The organism is Brevundimonas sp. A19_0, assembly GCF_017744255.1.
Taxonomy (GTDB): Bacteria; Pseudomonadota; Alphaproteobacteria; order Caulobacterales; family Caulobacteraceae; genus Brevundimonas.
This window is the reverse complement of sequence record NZ_JAGHQP010000004.1, coordinates 18,146-34,653: the sequence shown is the minus strand read 5'-3', so window position 1 is coordinate 34,653 and position 16,508 is coordinate 18,146. Positions and strand designations below refer to the sequence as shown.

General features: G+C 61.8%; 14 protein-coding genes and 1 pseudogene. 9 read left to right on the top strand and 6 right to left on the bottom strand.

From position 1 onward, the window contains the following. Window positions 1–25: 25 nt before the first annotated feature. Window positions 26–559: pseudogene (locus J7346_RS05785) on the bottom strand (ATP-binding protein); the annotation flags it as partial. A 330-nt stretch (window positions 560–889) separates the two neighbouring features. Here J7346_RS05785 and J7346_RS05775 point away from each other — a divergent pair. Genes J7346_RS05775 through J7346_RS05755 form a run of 5 tightly spaced genes read left to right on the top strand, consistent with a single transcriptional unit; the run spans window position 890 to window position 6,945 of the window. Continuing rightward, window positions 890–2,770 (top strand): P-loop NTPase fold protein, encoded by a 1,881-nt coding sequence (locus J7346_RS05775; protein ID WP_209118687.1) that lies wholly within the window; start codon window positions 890–892, stop codon window positions 2,768–2,770. Continuing rightward, complete coding sequence (gene qatB, locus J7346_RS15200) at window positions 2,770–3,564, top strand: Qat anti-phage system associated protein QatB (protein WP_348521458.1); 795 nt, start codon at window positions 2,770–2,772, stop codon at window positions 3,562–3,564. Before J7346_RS05775 ends, qatB begins: the two co-directional genes overlap by 1 nt. Further along, window positions 3,564–4,838 (top strand): Qat anti-phage system QueC-like protein QatC, encoded by a 1,275-nt coding sequence (gene qatC, locus J7346_RS05765; protein WP_209118684.1) that lies wholly within the window; start codon window positions 3,564–3,566, stop codon window positions 4,836–4,838. The genes qatB and qatC overlap by 1 nt, the downstream gene beginning before the upstream one ends. Continuing rightward, on the top strand, window positions 4,835–5,575 hold the full coding sequence (gene qatD / locus J7346_RS05760) for a Qat anti-phage system TatD family nuclease QatD (RefSeq protein WP_209118682.1): 741 nt from the start codon (window positions 4,835–4,837) through the stop codon (window positions 5,573–5,575). Before qatC ends, qatD begins: the two co-directional genes overlap by 4 nt. Window positions 5,576–5,634: 59 nt before the next feature. After that, a complete protein-coding gene (locus J7346_RS05755; protein ID WP_209118680.1) occupies window positions 5,635–6,945 on the top strand; it encodes a hypothetical protein in 1,311 nt (436 codons plus the stop codon). Between the two features lie 4 nt (window positions 6,946–6,949). Here the strand turns inward: J7346_RS05755 and J7346_RS05750 are convergent, their stop codons facing one another. From J7346_RS05750 to J7346_RS05730, 5 genes are all read right to left on the bottom strand, one after another. Next, entirely contained in the window at window positions 6,950–7,342 is a 393-nt protein-coding gene (locus J7346_RS05750) for a hypothetical protein (RefSeq protein ID WP_209118678.1), read from the bottom strand. Next, the gene (locus tag J7346_RS05745; RefSeq protein WP_209118676.1) at window positions 7,339–8,049 is read right to left on the bottom strand and encodes a DUF4365 domain-containing protein; all 711 of its coding nucleotides are present in this window, start codon (window positions 8,047–8,049) and stop codon (window positions 7,339–7,341) included. Before J7346_RS05745 ends, J7346_RS05750 begins: the two co-directional genes overlap by 4 nt. 152 nt (window positions 8,050–8,201) lie before the next feature. Then, the gene (locus tag J7346_RS05740) at window positions 8,202–9,290 is read right to left on the bottom strand and encodes a type IV secretion system DNA-binding domain-containing protein (RefSeq protein ID WP_209118674.1); all 1,089 of its coding nucleotides are present in this window, start codon (window positions 9,288–9,290) and stop codon (window positions 8,202–8,204) included. A 161-nt stretch (window positions 9,291–9,451) separates the two neighbouring features. Next, complete coding sequence (locus tag J7346_RS05735; protein WP_209118672.1) at window positions 9,452–10,177, bottom strand: hypothetical protein; 726 nt, start codon at window positions 10,175–10,177, stop codon at window positions 9,452–9,454. A 103-nt stretch (window positions 10,178–10,280) separates the two neighbouring features. Beyond that, entirely contained in the window at window positions 10,281–10,538 is a 258-nt protein-coding gene (locus tag J7346_RS05730) for a helix-turn-helix transcriptional regulator (protein WP_209118670.1), read from the bottom strand. Between the two features lie 90 nt (window positions 10,539–10,628). Here J7346_RS05730 and J7346_RS05725 point away from each other — a divergent pair, with 90 nt between their 5' ends. The 4 genes from J7346_RS05725 to J7346_RS05710 all read left to right on the top strand — a co-directional run bounded on the left by J7346_RS05725 (window position 10,629) and on the right by J7346_RS05710 (window position 16,202). After that, window positions 10,629–10,931, top strand: coding sequence for a hypothetical protein (locus J7346_RS05725; protein ID WP_209118668.1), 303 nt, complete (start codon window positions 10,629–10,631; stop codon window positions 10,929–10,931). A 368-nt stretch (window positions 10,932–11,299) separates the two neighbouring features. Further along, window positions 11,300–11,593: a hypothetical protein gene (locus J7346_RS05720; protein WP_245157680.1), complete on the top strand. Its 294-nt coding sequence runs from the start codon at window positions 11,300–11,302 to the stop codon at window positions 11,591–11,593. Window positions 11,594–11,595: 2 nt separating this feature from the next. Continuing rightward, the gene (locus J7346_RS05715) at window positions 11,596–15,783 is read left to right on the top strand and encodes an RHS repeat-associated core domain-containing protein (RefSeq protein WP_209118665.1); all 4,188 of its coding nucleotides are present in this window, start codon (window positions 11,596–11,598) and stop codon (window positions 15,781–15,783) included. Next, on the top strand, window positions 15,780–16,202 hold the full coding sequence (locus tag J7346_RS05710; RefSeq protein WP_209118663.1) for a hypothetical protein: 423 nt from the start codon (window positions 15,780–15,782) through the stop codon (window positions 16,200–16,202). The genes J7346_RS05715 and J7346_RS05710 overlap by 4 nt, the downstream gene beginning before the upstream one ends. Window positions 16,203–16,508 lie beyond the last annotated feature (306 nt).

Sequence of the window (16,508 nt, the reverse complement as noted above, 5' to 3'; positions counted from 1 at the left end):
CTAGCGCCGACCTCTTAACACCCGCTCAAACCGGGGCGTGGGCACCTGCGGTCGCCCGGTTGAACTGCATCTCGGCGTCCATCCGGGTGTGGCGATAGATCAGGGCCTCGGCCACATGGCGGCGCAGGATGCCGGTCGAGCCATCGAGATCGGCGATGGTTCGCGCCAGCCGCAGGGTCCGGGTCCAGCCGCGCGCCGTCAGACCCCCGGCCTCGCCCGCCCGCATCAGCAGGGCCCGTCCGTCGGCATCGGGCTGGGCGAACCGGTCCAGCAGGGCCCCGGCCAGATGGGCGTTGATGACGGGCTCGCCCTCATGGCCGGCCTCGTCCAGACGGGCGGTCTGGATCTCGCGGGCGCGGGTGACGCGGGCGGCCGCCTCGGCGGTGCCCTCGGTCGGAGGCGGCAGACTCATGTCGGCGGCGGTCACCGGCGGCACCTCGACCGTCAGGTCGATGCGGTCGAACAGCGGGCCGGAGATGCGGTTCTGATAGTCCCTCTGGCAGCGCGGGGCCTTGCCGCAGGCCCCCTTGCCCGCCCCGCCTAGGCCGCAACGGCATGGCGGTGTTGCCCTTTTGCTACCGGGCCTGAGCTGCGCCCTCAGGGCTGCTCGGCCTGATACGACGCTTTCCAAGAACCCAACACTTGGGGAATGCCTTCGGGTTCGCCGGCAGAAGCTGGGCCTTCGTCAGAAGGATGCTGCGGCCTTGGTCGGCGTGGACGCCAAAACATGGATGTGGTGGGAGCGAGACGTACATCTACCCACCGGATGCCGCCTGGCTGCAGTGGAGGCATTCCTCAACCGCGATGACCTCTGCGCCACTCAGTAGTTGGTACTTGAGGCCTGCCGCAACTAATGGGAGAGTGGGCTGTTCGGGGGAGCAAACAACAAATGTGGTCCGATAACGAGACCGACCAAGATTTCCTAAATTTCGGCTTTGTCGCGGACATCGCGGCGGAGATGATACTGCAGGCCAACGGGAAGCCCATTTCGATGGGGATTTCTGGGAGCTGGGGCGTCGGCAAGTCGTCGATGATGAAGCTTCTGGCTCAGTCGCTTAAGTCTCGGACTGCCGAGGATTATCTATTCGTCGAGTTCAACGCTTGGCTCTATCAGGGCTACGACGATACTCGCGCTGCGCTGATGGAGGTCATCGCTCGGGCCGTTCTGAAAAAGGCGGAGGAGAGCAAGGACCTCGGCGACAATGTGGTGTGGCACGCCCAAAACCTCCTGAAGCGTGTCAACTGGCTTCGACTGGCGAGCGCCAGTGCGAAAACTGTCGCGGCATTAGCGGTCGGCCTGCCTCCAGTCGGACTCATCGGCGACGGGATCGCTGTCTATAGAGACCTGACGGATGGGCAAGTTACTGAAACGGACTTGGACGCAGCGGCCAAACTAGCGGGCGATGCAAAGGGCTTCCTGAAAGAGAGCGGCGCGGCCGATCAAACCCCCCCGAAAGAAATCCAGGATTTCCGAGACGAACTCGAAAAGACACTGAAGGACCTAGGCGTCACCTTGGTCGTATTGATTGACGACCTCGACCGCTGTCTGCCGCCGACAGCGATCGCGACCTTGGAGGCAATGCGCCTCTTCCTTTTCCTCGACCACACGGCATTCGTGATCGCGGCCGACGACGAAATGATCAAACGCGCGGTAGTAGATCACTTCAAAGACGCTAGGCTCACAGACGATCTCGTTACGAACTATTTCGACAAACTGATCCAGGTCCCCATCCGCGTCCCCCCGCTGGGTACACAGGACGTGCGCGCCTATTTGATGATGCTATTTATCGAGAATAGCAGCCTCAAAAAGGAGGAGCAGGATTCCGCTCGGGCGGCGATCTGCAAGCGGTTGGGAGAAACCTGGTCGGGTAAGCGAGTCGATCGCGCCTATGTGGAATCTCTGATCAAAGAGGTCCCGCTCGACTTGGGTCTTCAGTTGGACCTTGCGGATCGCATCGCCCCCATCCTGACCACATCGAACAAGATTGCGGGCAACCCTCGCCTCATTAAGCGCCTGCTCAACACACTATCGATCCGCAAAGCCATCGCCCGTGTCCAACAGGTCAATGTGGACGAGACCGCTCTAGCCAAAATGCTGCTGTTCGAGCGGTGCGGATCGGAAGCGGCCTATGCCGAGATTCTTCGGACCATCAACGAGAGCGAAGACGGCAAGGCAAGCTTGCTCGTGCCGCTCGAAGAGATGGCCGCGAAAGACCCGGCCAGTCTTGTCCTTGAGGGCGAGTGGGACGACGAGTTCGTGCGCGATTGGTTGGCGCTAGAGCCGCCCCTTGGCGAACAAGATCTTCGCGGCATCGTCTACGTCAGCCGGGAGCGCATGCCGATCATAACGGCAGCGGACAAATTGTCGTCCGAAGGTGCGAACCTACTTGAAGCGCTACTCAAGCTGAGCACAACGCCGAGTTCGACATTGGTTCAGAAGCTGCATGCACTGCCTTTGAACGAAGTCAGTCGCATTGCGGAGCGGGTCCTCAGTCGGGCGCGAGCTGTTGAGCAGTGGGGTACGCCTCAGATTCTCAATGCACTGCTCACCGTCGCCGCCGTGCCAGGCGCTCACATCCAAACCGTTGCACGCTTCATGGGTGATCTTCCCCCGGCGCAGATAACGGCTCCGATTGTGCCGTTGCTGGCTGATAAGCCTTGGGCTGTCGATGTGCTGGCCGGTTGGGTGAAGGAGCCGAATGTTTCGGAACCGGTGAAGAAGGCGATTGCTGCGGCCAGCAAGAAAGCCGCTGGAAACGAGAGGCACTGATGGGGACTTCGGCATCAAGCAAGGGCCCGGGCTCGGGCATCCCCTTGGTCCCTGAATGGGTTCCCTCTGCGCCGGGACAGCAGCCCTCGCCTGCGGCGGGAGCAAATCCCCCCGCCGTCGCGCCCGCTGGCCGCTTTAGGCCGGCGCGGACAAGCCTCGGCCGGTATGGCCGGTCTGGGGGGCCGCGAGACCTTCGCCGCGGGCTTGGCCACTACTCCCGCAAGGGACTCGGTGGCGCTGCGTCGGCCGCCCAACGCATGGCGGGGACGGCCCGGACAGCGGGCGGTCTCTATGGAGTCTTGGATGCGCTGAGCACGGGCGCTCCGCTGCCGACCGACGTCACTCTTAATCCGGCAAGCTTGGCGGGTCGCACCCAAAAGGAGATTGCCGACATCATCGTCGAGGCGCTTCGGCCCGTCGACGGGACACAAGACACAGAGGGCGCGCGCGACTCCGTTTCCAGGGCGCTTTCGGAAGTGCTTGCTCATAACCCGAACGCCGACCTGGCGGCGCTAACGCCGCCGGAAATCGATCTGGTGATCGAGTCCTACATCGCCGGCGATCTTGCGCAGCGGATCGAGTTCGATGTCGGGCAGGCGATTCTCGACAAGGCACCGAACTATGCTCAGGGCGTTGACCGGCTGGAAGAGATGAAGAGCTACGTCCGCCAAGAGGTGGCGCGCGCCTTTCGGGCCAGGGCGAACGTCGGGCAAACCATGAATCGCCAAGTCGCCAGCGAGTTGGCGAATGACATCATTCGCGACACCTTCGAAATCTTTGAGAGCTACCTGTGATGAGGGTCAGCTGCGCACCTGCCGGGACGGCATTTCCCACGAGCACTGACATTCCGTTCATTCTCTACGGTTATAAAAACACGCCCAATGAAGGCGCTATTGGCGCGGCCATCCCACCCTATTTTCGCGGCCTAAAGCTTCAGCCATCGGCAAGGGCCTGGGACTTTCTTTCCTTTGCCCTATCCGTCGTAGCTGCGGACGAGTCCTGCACCCGCAGCACCAGCCCCGATGGCTGGACGCGCCAAATCGACTTGACTGTGGCTGTCGTCGATCCTGCCTTCTGGAATGGAGTCGCGCCAGAACTTGAGCAAATGCTCCAGTTCGTCACGGGCGACATCTGGAAGGTGGCATTCTTCGGGGGCGGCTATCTTCCGGCACCACCTATCCCCGTCCAGCATCGAACCGAAGACATCGTCTGCCTCTTGTCCGGAGGTATGGACAGCCTGATCGGAGCGATCGATCTGGTCGCGCAAGGGCATAAGCCCCTGCTCGTCAGCCAAGTCGCTAAGGGTGACAAGAAAGATCAGAGTCGATTCGCACGGACGATCTCTCCACAGTCTCTGCACATCCAGCTCAATCACAACGCATCGCCCCCGATCCAGTCGGAGCGTTCGCAGCGCGCCAGGTCGATGGTTTTCTTCGGATTAGGTGTGCTCTCGGCGACCTGCCTAGAGGCCTACGCCAAAGGTGCGACCATCGACCTCATCGTGCCAGAAAACGGCTTCATCAGCCTTAACATCCCGCTCACGCCTATGCGTGTCGGTTCCCTAAGCACGAGAACGACGCACCCATTCTATCTCGGAAAGCTGCAAAGCGTCCTGACCGCTGCCGGTCTCAACGTACAGCTCCAGAACCCCTACCAGCTGAAGACCAAAGGCGAGATGCTGGCGGGATGCGCCAATCAAACGCTCCTCAAATCTCTGATTGGCGGTACGACCAGCTGCGGCCGCTACGCCAGAACCGGATTCACCCAATGCGGTCGATGCGTGCCCTGCCTTGTTCGGCGCGCGTCCTTCCTGAGATGGGGTGTTACGGATTCCACGCCCAGCTACAAGTACGATAACCTCGGTCTACCGGGCCGAAAACACATGGACTTCGATGACGTCCGGTCGGCTGCCTACGCCGTCCATCTTGCAGATTCGCGCGGGCGTAACGCATGGATCGGAGGTTCTCTGAACTCGGCACAATTAGGCCCAACGACCGATTTAGAGGACACGGCGCTGCGGGGCCTTGCGGAACTTGAAACCTTGTTGAAGGCGCATGGTGTGATTTGATCGATTTCCACTGCCACATCGATCTTTATGCCGATCCCGCCGCTGTTTTGGCGGAAGCCGAGGCAAAAGGCGTTTACGTTTTAGCGGTCACCACAACGCCCAAGGCGTGGGCGGGAAATCAGAAGCTGGTCCGCAACCTGAGGCGTGTGCGGGTAGGCCTCGGGCTTCACCCCGAACTGGTAGCTGAACGCCACACCGAAATACCACTGTGGGAACACTTCCTGCCCGAAGCGAGGTATGTCGGTGAAATCGGTCTCGACGGTAGTCCGCAACACCGAGGCAGCTTCGACATTCAGAAGCGGATTCTGAAGCGCATGTTGCGCGGTTGCGCGGATGCTGGTGGTCGGATCATGAGTTTCCACTCTAGGCGTGCGGCTACACCAGTCTTGGACTTGATCGAGGAATTCCCGGCTGCAGGAACGCCAGTTCTGCACTGGTTCAGCGGCACCGAGCGGGAGCTTGCTCGGGCGGTGAAGCTCGGCTGCTGGTTCAGCGTCGGCCCCTCGATGTTGAACTCTGCAAAGGGCAAGCAGCTGGCTCAGGCCATGCCAGCCGAACGCGTCCTTACCGAAACTGACGCGCCGTTTGCGCAGGTGAACGGACGCCCTTTGATGCCGTGGGACGTTTCTCTCACATACGTCACACTAGCTGAGGTCTGGCGCATGACTGAAGAGGCCGTGCCCGCCCAACTGCATGCAAACCTCCGCTCGTTGTTGGGTTCGGTTCCAGTAGTCTAACAGGGTCAAACTGTGCCGCGCTCCAAGCGCATTGAGCGCCCGAGGCAATAGAAGCCGCCATGGAAGTCGACGAAGTTTCAAACGCGGTCGGTGCTGTCCTCCGGCGTCTGGGAGATCTGCGCCAGCTCTGGCACCAGACGCGAAGCGCCTATTTCGAGCCTGACAAATTCCGCTTGGGCTTGCAGTCCACGATCGCTACCGCGCGCACCGTCACCTTCATCCTGCAAAGCAACAAGGCGGCGATTCCCGAGTTCAAGGCTTGGTACGAAGGCGTTCAATCGAGATTCAAGTCCGATCCGATCATGAGATGGGCGGTCAACGCTCGAAATAAGATCGAGAAGCAAGGCGATCTGGCCACACTCAGCCAAGTCAAGGTTGAACTGGTGGCGAGCTACGCGGGGCACCCGCACACAGCCTGGACTCCGGCGAACGTTTTCGCGTCCTTGGGGGACATTCGCCGCACTATTCCCGCCCATCTTTTGGATGAGCACGTCCTCAAGCACGGCGTCCTGTGCGTGCAGCGTCGTTGGGTCGACGCGGAGCTACCTGATCACGAGATCCTCGACGCCCTTGCTCACGTCTACGGCCAGTTGGCGCAAATGGTCGTCGAGCTTCATCGGCACATCGGCGCCGATATCCCCCGCGGAGGCCCCGACAAGGGCGAGCATCTCCTGCTTGATACTCTCCCCGACGGACGTCTGAAGTCCATGGAGGTCTTGGAGGCAGAGCGCACCATCTACGTAGCGGTGAGCACCGGCCGTGAGATGGAGATCGGCCGAATTCCGAGAGGACAACCATCTGCAAAGGTGACGCGGCTCGCCCGGAAGCGTTACGTCAAGGATGCTTGGGCGGGACTCAAGGATGCGCGAAGTTTCAGAGAGATGGCGGAGGTGTTCTTCGCCGAGGCTCGCCGCGTCATGCTGCGAGACGGCTACCACATGCCCATTATGCTCCTATGGAAGGACCTGCTCCCCGTAGACCAAATCCAGGCTTGGTCCACCGATCGGCGCGCGAAATACATGATGATGCGCGACGCCGCGGCGAGGGCACGCCAGATCGGTGCGAACGGCGTGACATTCATTTCCGAAGCCTGGACTGCGCGACGAGAGGACCTCCCAGAAAGCGGCTTCGCCGCCGAGGCTCAACGCCGCGGCGAAGCGCTGGTGATGTTCGCGGCGAATGCAGATGGCGAGATGTTCAGCCTTCAGGCCAAGATCACCCGCCAACGGATAAGGCGGCACAAGGTCAAGGCACTTGGACCGACTGAGCACGATGAGGGACAGATTATGACGCTTGCGCCGTTCCTGGAGATTTGGGGCAAGCTAGACCTTCTGGCCGATAACGAGGACGAAGAGGCGGCGCAGGCCTAGCCGGCTAGAGGTCCCGCGCATGCCAGGGCGCGACGCTCACCCAGCCTTCCGCTTCCCCTACTACAAGGATTTCGGCCGCCTCCATCACCTTCGAAGTCGAGAGCCAGTTTTCGCCGAGCTCGTTCAGGCTGATGTCGAACTCGTGTTCGACCCATTCGCCACCGGCAAACTCACCGTATGCATAGATGTCCTCGCCAAGCGCGAGCCAGCCTTCGCCCTCGAGCTCCTCGTCGTCCATTTCGTCCGCGTCATTGCGGTCGAGCCATTCGATGACTCGGTGGGGCTCGGTGTAGATCTCCCCATCGTATTCTTCGATGGTGATGCGTTCCCCAAACCGCGCTTGGCGGCCGCCCGAAAAGGAAAGGAACGGGAACGTCTCCGCCAGCGGCGGCATCATGTATTGCCAGTGCACGCGAGCGGGGATCCGGTCGTCAGCTCCGGCGGGTTGCTTAGAAAGATGACCTCTGTTCGGGTCTCCGTGATCCATACCTTCACGGCGATACGCGTCGAGACGCCCTGCTGGCGGCAGGCATCCATCCACTTAACGACCTCAGACGCCGCGAGAAACCGACGAGCTTCGGCGTCGTCCGCAGCGCCCAGCCGTTCGCGCACGACCGACACCAAGTTTCTCCTCAGAACGATTCCGAAGGCGTGGTCGTCGAGGATGTTCTTCTTGTCGATCGAGACCGAGTAAGACTGCTGGGTCGTGGTGAGAACCGTTTCGCCCAACTCTTCGGAAATCCAAGTCTTGATATTGAACACCAGGAACTGATCGGAACTCTCCACATAGACGACGAGGTAGGACGGCTCCGGTGCGATGTACCAGAAACGTAGATGGTTAGTTTGGAGCGATAGCGTGACCGCCTCGGCAGCGTCGAACGCCTCCCTCGGCAGCCTCGCCGCCGGAATGCCCTTCATCTGGAACCAAACCAACGCCGGGGTGACGACCTTTCCGCCGGACGATGCGAGCTGCGTCAAGTGCAAACCGATATCCCGACCGGCCCGATCCGAAGTGTACTCCACGAACGTTCCGTAGCTGGCCGCAAACTGGCGAAACTTCGCCATGTACCGATGCTCAAGATCGTCAGCCGCCCCGACCTTCATTTGACCACCTCTTCCTCCGGGGCCGCTAAAGTCTCGTGGCTCGGCGGTAGGGCGGCTCCGTCACCGCCATCGGCAACCTGTCGACCCGTCCCCAGAACCTGCAGCATGCGGCGGCGTACCGCACTACATCAGTCGGATGCACCAACAGCGGGTCAACCGTTCGCAGTTGGCAGAACGGGATCGATGGAGCGAGCACTGAACGGCGGGCTCGGCGCGCCGTCGATCATGAGTTTCAGATACATGTCGCGGTTGGCCAAGCCGATCAGGTCAAGCACATCGAAGGTCGGCTGAAATTCTCTCGCCATTACCGCAGCGTCTTCGGCACCGACGCGGAATGAGATGACGGTGCCGACGTTCCCGAGCACGGCGTGGCGGATGTCCGGCTCCAGCTGGTTCAGGTGCTGGTGCGCGAGGGTCAGACCGACGCCGTATTTGCGCAGTTCCGGGAGCATATTCACGAACGCGAGCGTGGTGAAGCTCTGGAACTCGTCGATGTAGAAAAAGAAGGGACGGCGATCCGCGGCCGGCGCGTCCGCGCGGCTCAGACCCGCGAGCCCGATGGTCGAGGCGATGAAGCCGCCCAGGAGCGCCGCGCCGTCCTCGCCAAGCCGTCCCTTGGCCAGGTTCACGACCAGCGCCCCGCCCTCGTCCATAATCTTGCGGAACCGGATGTGGCGCTCGGGAGCGACCAGAACACGGTAGAGGCGCGGATCGGTCAAGAGAGCGCCGAGCTTGTTCTGGATGGGTGCGCAGGCTTCGACCCGAAGGCGGTCCGGATATTTGGCAAACTCGTGCGACCAATATCGGCGCACCACCTCATTCCGGATCCTGCCGGTCACCTGCTTTCTAAATGTCTCATCCGAATAGAGGCCGAGGATGTCCGGTAGTGTTGAGTCGTCTCGCTCCAGGAGCGCGTAAAGGCTGTTGCGAAGCACATGCTCCATGCGTACGCCCCACGCGTCCGGCCATAGCTTCTTGAGGGCCTCAAGGAAGCCAGAGACTGCGAGCGGAATCTTGTCGTCCCGGACCCGGCGAAGCGGATTATAGCCGAGGGGTTGGTTTGGATCGGCGGCGTCCAGATAGTTGAGCTGGCCGCCGAGGATCGGCTGCGCCGCATCGCGAAGACGCTCGGCCAAGTCGCCATGCGGGTCGATGAGAGCGAACCCGCGTCCGGCCGCTAGGTCCTGACTCGCCAGCACCTCAAGCAGCGTAGATTTGCCGACGCCGGTCTTGCCGATCACATACACATGCGACAGCCGGTCTGCCTGCCGTATGCCGAAACGCTGACCGCGGCGATGGAAGTTGGTTCTGCCGAAGTATGAGACTGCCTTCCCCGGGTCGCTCGGCATCCCAGCAGTGTGCGCCTCGGCCAAGGTTTGGCCCGGGGGCACTTCATGAAGTGCTACTTGTCCTGCGGAAGACCGCGCATGGATTGAGCGATGACCCGGGCGATGGCGCTTCTGCGGTCCTTCGCCTCATCTGCACCGACGATGGTGCGGGACACCTTCACCCGATAGCCGCGAACCACGCTCGCTTCCTCGCTTGGCGCCGCGAAGGCATCCAGCGCTGCGGCGACGTGCTCCGGCGTGAGGAAGTCGATGCAGCCCATCTCCTCGTCCGACAGACGGGCCCTGGCGGCGGTTTCAATGGCTTTCAGGCGCTTCGCGTCAGCCGCAATGGCGAGAACGCGCGAGAACCCCGCCTGGGCGCATTTGGCGAGGTTTTGAGCTTCGTATTGGGCGGTCGAGGTCACGGAAATCTCGCACGCAATCGAGAGGTCGTCTCGGTAGAGAGCGACGTCGACCTGACCGCCTTCAACGGCCTCCTCAATCACAGCCCGGAACCCCCGCTCTTCGGCTAGCCCCTTCACCAGGTGCTGGACATAGCGATGCTGCGATCCACCCTTTCCAAGCTCGCGCGGCTCCGGCGCAGGGCGCAGCGCGGAGACACGAGGCTCAACGGCGTCAGACGGCTCTTCTGGCAACGCGACACGCGGACGCTCCTCCCTTTGCGGCGGTGTGCGCACTTCCGGACCTTCGGCCATCGCGGCTTCGATCGGCGGAGCGAGGTCAAAGCCCATAACGTCGTCAAGTGTGCCGCAGTAGCGCACGCGATTGGCATCCAGCACCTCTTCGAGTGCCTCTTCCGTCACACCGATGGCGTGGCGATATTCGAGCCCCGCCGCCTCGGACGAGAGGCGCGGGACAGAAGGCCGAGACGGACTTTGACAGCTACAGGGACTGCGAGAGTGGAATGCCGCTTCCGGCCTTCCGGAAGAGGTCAACCGGATCTGCCCCTATGGCCCGGGCAAGCACGTAGAACTCCACCACATCCACGCGCCGCACCCCACGTTCAATGAGCGAAATCACTGGCTGCTGACTTCCCACGCGCCGGGCTAGTTCCGCCTGCGTTACTCCGGCCGTCTTGCGCGCCTCAATGAGGACGCGGAGCACCGACGCACCGGCGTCGGAATGGACAGTCTTCGGCATAAGCTGGCCCTGAATCGAAACCAGCTCTTCCCTTATATTCGACTATCGAATATATGATCTTCATATATTGGAGCTTTGGGAGAGAAAGACATGCGTATCAAGATGCTTGGAGTGGCGCTCGCGGCTTCCTTCGCCGCGAGCGGCTGCGCGACCGCGACGGGGATGCTGTATTCGGAGGACCGGCTTGCCCAGATGGCAGCGGCACATTTTGGGGTCGATGCCTCGCAGATCGAGATTTCGCGCCGCGACCCACAAGCTGGCGGAACGTACTTCACCGTGACGCTGCCCGACGGAAAGACCGAACGCTGCTTCAGCGACGGGAATGCCATGGGCTTCGGACTTACCCACAACGCTCTGAGGTGTGGCCAACAGATGAACGAACGCGGGTTCTAACCGGGCCACACTCCGGGGAAGCGCTCGGCGACCAGGATTGACTTACATCTTCGTCAGGTTGACGCATCTTCGAAATGCAGTGACGCTACCTTTGCGTTAGCTCGGGGATGGGGGGTAACTTGCGAAACGAACGTCGGACTGCGTTGCTGTCTCTGGCCTCGGGGCTGGCCTTGCTCACCTTCGGTCGAGCCGGCCGCGCGAGCGCCAAGGACCCCGTGGTTTACACCTACGACGATTTGGGCCGTCTGATCTCTGCGGCCTATCCGAGTGGCGTCACGATCACCTACACCTACGACCCAGCGGGCAACCGGACCCAGGTTGCGGCAGCAGCGACTCCTCCACCACCCCCACCTCCGCCTCCGCCTCCATTGTCGGCATCGGTTACCCCGACCTCGATCTCCGGCACGGGATATGGGCCGTCGGCCCAGGCCTACGTCACGGCCAGCGGCGGGACAGCACCCTACACCTATCTCTGGGAGCGTACGGGCGGCTCGGCACTGATCGTTCCGACCAGCATTACCTCGGCCAATACAGCCTTTGAGTGGACAGGGTCCCTCTCGACCCCGCCCAAGTTCGCCAACTGGCGCTGCAAGGTTACCGACGGCGCTGCGGCCGTGGCCTACACCGGAACCGTGACAGTCGGCTGGAACCCGGGAGGATGAAGATGTTCGGTCTGTCTCACGCCCGCCGCCTCCTGCTGGCAGTTATGGCCGGTGCCGCAGCGCTTGGCGTCGCGGTCCTACCCGCCTCGGCCCAGACCACTCTTGAGGCTCCTCCCGTTTATGAACAGGTCGGCCCCCTCGGCGTCGATGTGATCAGCGGCACGGCGCAGATCTCATCTCCCGCCATCAGCATCGGCGATCCCGCAGCGGGCGGACTATCCTTCTCGGCGACCTGGGACACGCAGAAGGAAGCCTGGCGCTACAGCACATTGACCAGCCTCTCCCGCACGATCAACAAGGAGAGCAGCTGCTTTGCCCTCTACACCGTCGTGTACCTGGGCAGTTCCAACGTGTTCCAGAGGGAGGAGTGCGACGGTCCGACGTTCGAGCTCATCGACGGCTTCGGCGCGCTGACCGAGGAAACCGACGGCAGTTTCACCTATGTATCCGTCGACGGCGCGGTCGCGGTCTTTCCCGCTGCCAGCCCGACACCTGTGGGCACACCCGTTCAGACCATCACGCGACTAAATGGCGAAGTCATCACCTTCGAAACGGGCTCGATCCGCAACAACCTGGGCTATGAGCTGAGGTTCACGACCAATACCTCCGGCGATCAGGTCGTAACAGCGGTCAACAACACCGTGTGTCCGGTGGGGGGCGCCTGCCCCGGCGGCACGTCCTGGCCCAGCCTGACCTTCTCCAGCGTGGGCAACGAACGTCGCGTGACGGACGCCACCAACGCGACGACCCGCATTACTCTGAGCGGCACGACACCCGGTCTGGACTTGCCGGTGGGCGTATCTCGCCCGACCCAGACAACGGGCAACTCCATCACCTACGGCTACAGCTTCGTGCGGGGGCGCGGCACCGTCGTCACTTCGGCCAGCGACGGACGCGGGACCTGGACCTACGCTTATGAGACCTACTGTGCGCCTGCGCCCGCCCCATGCAGTCCGCCCCAGGGCTCCTATCAGCTCAGTACAACGGTCACCGACCCCAATAGCCAGACGAGCGAGTACCACATCGCCTGGTTGGGCTACACGGTCTGGACGTCGCCGACCACCCAGGAAGAGCAGTTCACGCCCTCCCTGGTCTGGATCAAGAACGGTATGAACCAGCAGACCGACATCTTTCAGAGTGGTGGCGGCCTGCGCTTCGCCGAGCTCCCCGAAGGCAACAGCGTCACAATCGGTCGCAATCCGAACGGCGCCGTCACAAGCATCCTCACCACGCCCAAGCCCGGTTCGGGCCTCAGCCCGCGCGAGTCGACTGCCCACTATCCGGACTGCAGCGTCAATGCCGTGCTGTGCCTACAGCCGGATTCGATCACGGATGCCCGGGGCAATGTCACCAACTTCACCTATGACGCCACCACGGGCCTGCCTCTGACAGCCACCCGTCCGGCTCCGACATCGGGCGCGGCGCGGCCCCAGACCCGCTTCACCTGGACCCCTCAGTACGCCTGGTACAAGGTCGCCGGCACACCGGGGTTCGTGCAGGCCCCTACGCCGGTCTGGGTTCAGACCGAGACCTCGGCCTGTGCCACCGCCGCCCCGTCGCCAGGTTGCAATGGCACGGCCGATGAAGTCGTCACCACGACGGCCTACGAGGTCGGCGATGTCTCCACCGGCAGCAATCTGCGGCCCGTTTCGACCACGGCGCGCAATGGGGCGGGAACGCTTTCGGCCACCACGACCATGACCTATGACGCCGTCGGCAATGTCCGCACCGTCGACGGCCCGCTGGCGGGCACGGCCGACACCACCTGGTACGCCTACGACGTGATGCGCCGGCCAACCGGCACGATCGCGCCGGATCCCGACGGCGCGGGGCCGCTGCCCTATCCGGCCACGCGCACCGTCTACAACGCTGACGGCCAGCCGCTCGAGGTCCGGCAAGGTTCCGCCACGGCCCAATCCGATGCCGCTCTTGCCGCCATGACGGTGCTGAGCAAGAGCGTGACGGCGTATGATGCCCAGGCCCGCAAGGCCCGCGAAGATCAGGTTCTGGGCAGCGGCACGATCAGCGTGATTCAATATACCTATGATGATGAAGGCCTTTTGCTTTGCACCGCAGTACGAATGAACCCGGCCGAGTACGGCAGCTTGCCGGGTTCGGCGTGCACGCGCGGTTCGGTCGGGGCCTTCGGTGGCGACCGGATTACCCAAAATACCTATGACGAGGCCGACCGCCTCACCGTCGTGCGAAGTGCAGTAGGCCACCCCACCCTGGAACAGGCCACCCGCACGCAGGCGTGGACGATGAACGGCCAGATTGACTGGGTCGAGGACGCCAACGGCAATCGCTCCGACTATGCCTATGACGGCTTTGACCGGGTTTACCGCCTGTACTTTCCCAACCCGACAATCGGCTCTCAGGCGCCCAGCGCCACGGATTATGAAGAGTACGGCTATGACGCCAATGACAATCTGACCTCCCGCCGTCTGCGCGACGGTCAGGAGATCACCTACACCTTCGACGCCCTGAACCGCGAGACGGTCAAGACTGTCCCCGGCAGCGGCACGGCCAATGACGTCTTCACCACCTACGACAATCTGGATCGCCGGCTGTCGGCACGGTTCACCAACGCTACGACGGGGGATGGCGTGGTCTGGACCTGGGACGCCCTCGGCCGACCGATCACCGAGACGACTTACGGTCGCACCCTGACCTCGGCCTACGATCTGGTGGGGCAACGCACCCGCCTGACCTGGCCGGGCGGGGCGGCGGCGGAGTATGAGTGGGATCTCGCCAACCGCATGGTCCTGGCTTGGGACAATGCGGGGTCCCCCTCCGGCACCGGCTTGTTCGCAGCCTATTCCTATGACGCCCTGGGACGCTATCTCGTCGTGCAGAAGGGCGGCGGCTCGACCAATTTTGCTTACGTCCCCAACAGCCGCAACTGGTCAATGAGCTTGAATCTGGCCGGAACCACAAACGACGTGACCTGGTCATTTGCGTCCAATCCTTCCGGCCAGATCATCTCCAGAGAGAGCTCCAACCCCGCCTACGACTATCCGATGGCGGGCATGACTACCCGAACCTATGCCCCAGATGGACTGAACCAGTATGACACCGTGGGGGGCGCGACCTATTCCCACGATCAACGCGGTAATCTGACCTCGGACGGCGTTCGCACCTATACCTACGACGTCGAGAACCGTCTGACAGGGATCACCGGCGGTGGTGCATCTGTGACGTTGGCCTACGACCCGTTGGGTCGGCTTCGGCGCGTGACGTCGGGTGGCGTGGCGACCGACTGGCTGTGGGATGGCGACCGGCTGGTAGCGGAATATGACGCACTCGGCGCGCTGACCGCACGCTACGCCCATGGTCAGGAGCCGGACGAACCGCTGGCCGAATGGTCAAAGCCGGCCCGTCGCTGGTATCATGTAGACAACACTCGGTCGGTCGTGGCCGTAGTCGACGGGACAGGGGCTATCGTGGACACGCCCTATACCTACAGCCCCTATGGCGAGCCCGACGCCACGCACGGCTTCGACGGACCCCGGTTCCGCTACACAGGCCAGACGTCCCTGACGTCCACCGTGCCCCTCTGGCACTATAAGGCCCGCGCTTACGACCCCACCATCGGTCGTTTCCTGCAGACAGATCCCATCGGCTACGAGGACAGCCTCAACCTCTATCAGTATGTGGGCAACGACCCGTTCAACCATATCGATCCAACAGGTACGCAAACTGTTTACGGCGACGTCTGGTCACGTCGTCAAGACCTAGGCAACGCAGAGGCTGATAGGCAGAACCGTCAACAGGCTGATGATGGCGACGCACTCATCGCGCGGGCGGTCAACTACGCTAGGGAAGATCCCCTGGGTGCCACAATTCTGGTCATAGGTGCTGGGATCGACATCTTGGACACCTTCGCATCCCCTGGCCCCGATGCGGCGGTAGCGGCAGCAGGGATCAATGCCACCCGGATCGGAGGAAGAATTACGTCCCTAGAAAGGGGCGCTCGACGACTCGATCGTCTCGCAGCCGACCATCTCCGACGGGCTGATGAGTTTCGACGGAACCCCACCGTCCGGCCTGGCATGGAGGGTCAGCCGCGGGCAGCTATTGAGAGACAGCAGCGGGAACGAGTTCAACACTTGGAAGGCGAGGCCGCTGAATTTCAGCGTCAAGCGGCAGCGATGAGGGAAGAGGCTGAGCGCTTGAGGAGGCTCCTATGAAACGTGATCAAGCCGCTATAATTTTGGTTACTCGCTTCGGCCTCTCTAACCTGACTATTTCAGACGCGCCATACTCTATTTGGATCCATGTCGAAGCCCTTACAAAAATTGACATGCGGCACGTGGTAGAAAAACATTATAAGAATTGTGTACATTTTGCAGTTAGCGGGAACAGGCCTGAGGTGGTGCACGACGCGATAGACGATTGCCTTGTTGATCTGGAAGTAAGCGACACACCCACAACATGGCACCACGAGTCACTTAAGGAGATGGCGTGGAATTTTCCCAATATTGATTTTTCTCAAAAGACCTCTGACATAAAAGTCGTGGCGGTCTTAGGAGAGTCAATGGAAAGCGAACTTTGCCGAATTAGCGAAATATCGCAATATATTGCCGATTTGGTAGAGATGTACGACTAAAAGGCCCAGCGGTTGGAAGCTTCCTTACTAGGCAGAAAGAGGAAGTTCCCCGCTGGGAGGTATTCGTTATTCAAACATGCCCAGGCTGGCAGGGTGCTCGAGCAAGTCAGGAGCCTCTGCCCTTAGTGCCGGACGGACCACGCACCGGACGAGTAGATCACCCTCCTTTCGAGGCTCGACCCGAAACGGTGACCAGCGCATAAAATGCCCCCTTTGCAGGAAGAGGCCGTACCTACGGGCTCATTCTTCGTTGGGATTGATCTACCTCGCGCCAACCCCTTCTGGACTCGAACTCTCATCGGCGCG

What these genes read in the sequence shown, in the direction of transcription:
- J7346_RS05750 (WP_209118678.1), bottom strand. Translation starts at nt 7,342, where the DNA reads ATGATGCCGCCGCTGGCGGAGACGTTCCCGTTCCTTTCCTTTTCGGGC.
- J7346_RS05745 (WP_209118676.1), bottom strand. Translation starts at nt 8,049, where the DNA reads ATGAAGGTCGGGGCGGCTGACGATCTTGAGCATCGGTACATGGCGAAG.
- qatB (WP_348521458.1), top strand. Translation starts at nt 2,770, where the DNA reads ATGGGGACTTCGGCATCAAGCAAGGGCCCGGGCTCGGGCATCCCCTTG.
- J7346_RS05710 (WP_209118663.1), top strand. Translation starts at nt 15,780, where the DNA reads ATGAAACGTGATCAAGCCGCTATAATTTTGGTTACTCGCTTCGGCCTC.
- J7346_RS05730 (WP_209118670.1), bottom strand. Translation starts at nt 10,538, where the DNA reads ATGCCGAAGACTGTCCATTCCGACGCCGGTGCGTCGGTGCTCCGCGTC.
- J7346_RS05775 (WP_209118687.1), top strand. Translation starts at nt 890, where the DNA reads ATGTGGTCCGATAACGAGACCGACCAAGATTTCCTAAATTTCGGCTTT.
- J7346_RS05755 (WP_209118680.1), top strand. Translation starts at nt 5,635, where the DNA reads ATGGAAGTCGACGAAGTTTCAAACGCGGTCGGTGCTGTCCTCCGGCGT.
- J7346_RS05715 (WP_209118665.1), top strand. Translation starts at nt 11,596, where the DNA reads ATGTTCGGTCTGTCTCACGCCCGCCGCCTCCTGCTGGCAGTTATGGCC.
- qatC (WP_209118684.1), top strand. Translation starts at nt 3,564, where the DNA reads ATGAGGGTCAGCTGCGCACCTGCCGGGACGGCATTTCCCACGAGCACT.
- J7346_RS05725 (WP_209118668.1), top strand. Translation starts at nt 10,629, where the DNA reads ATGCGTATCAAGATGCTTGGAGTGGCGCTCGCGGCTTCCTTCGCCGCG.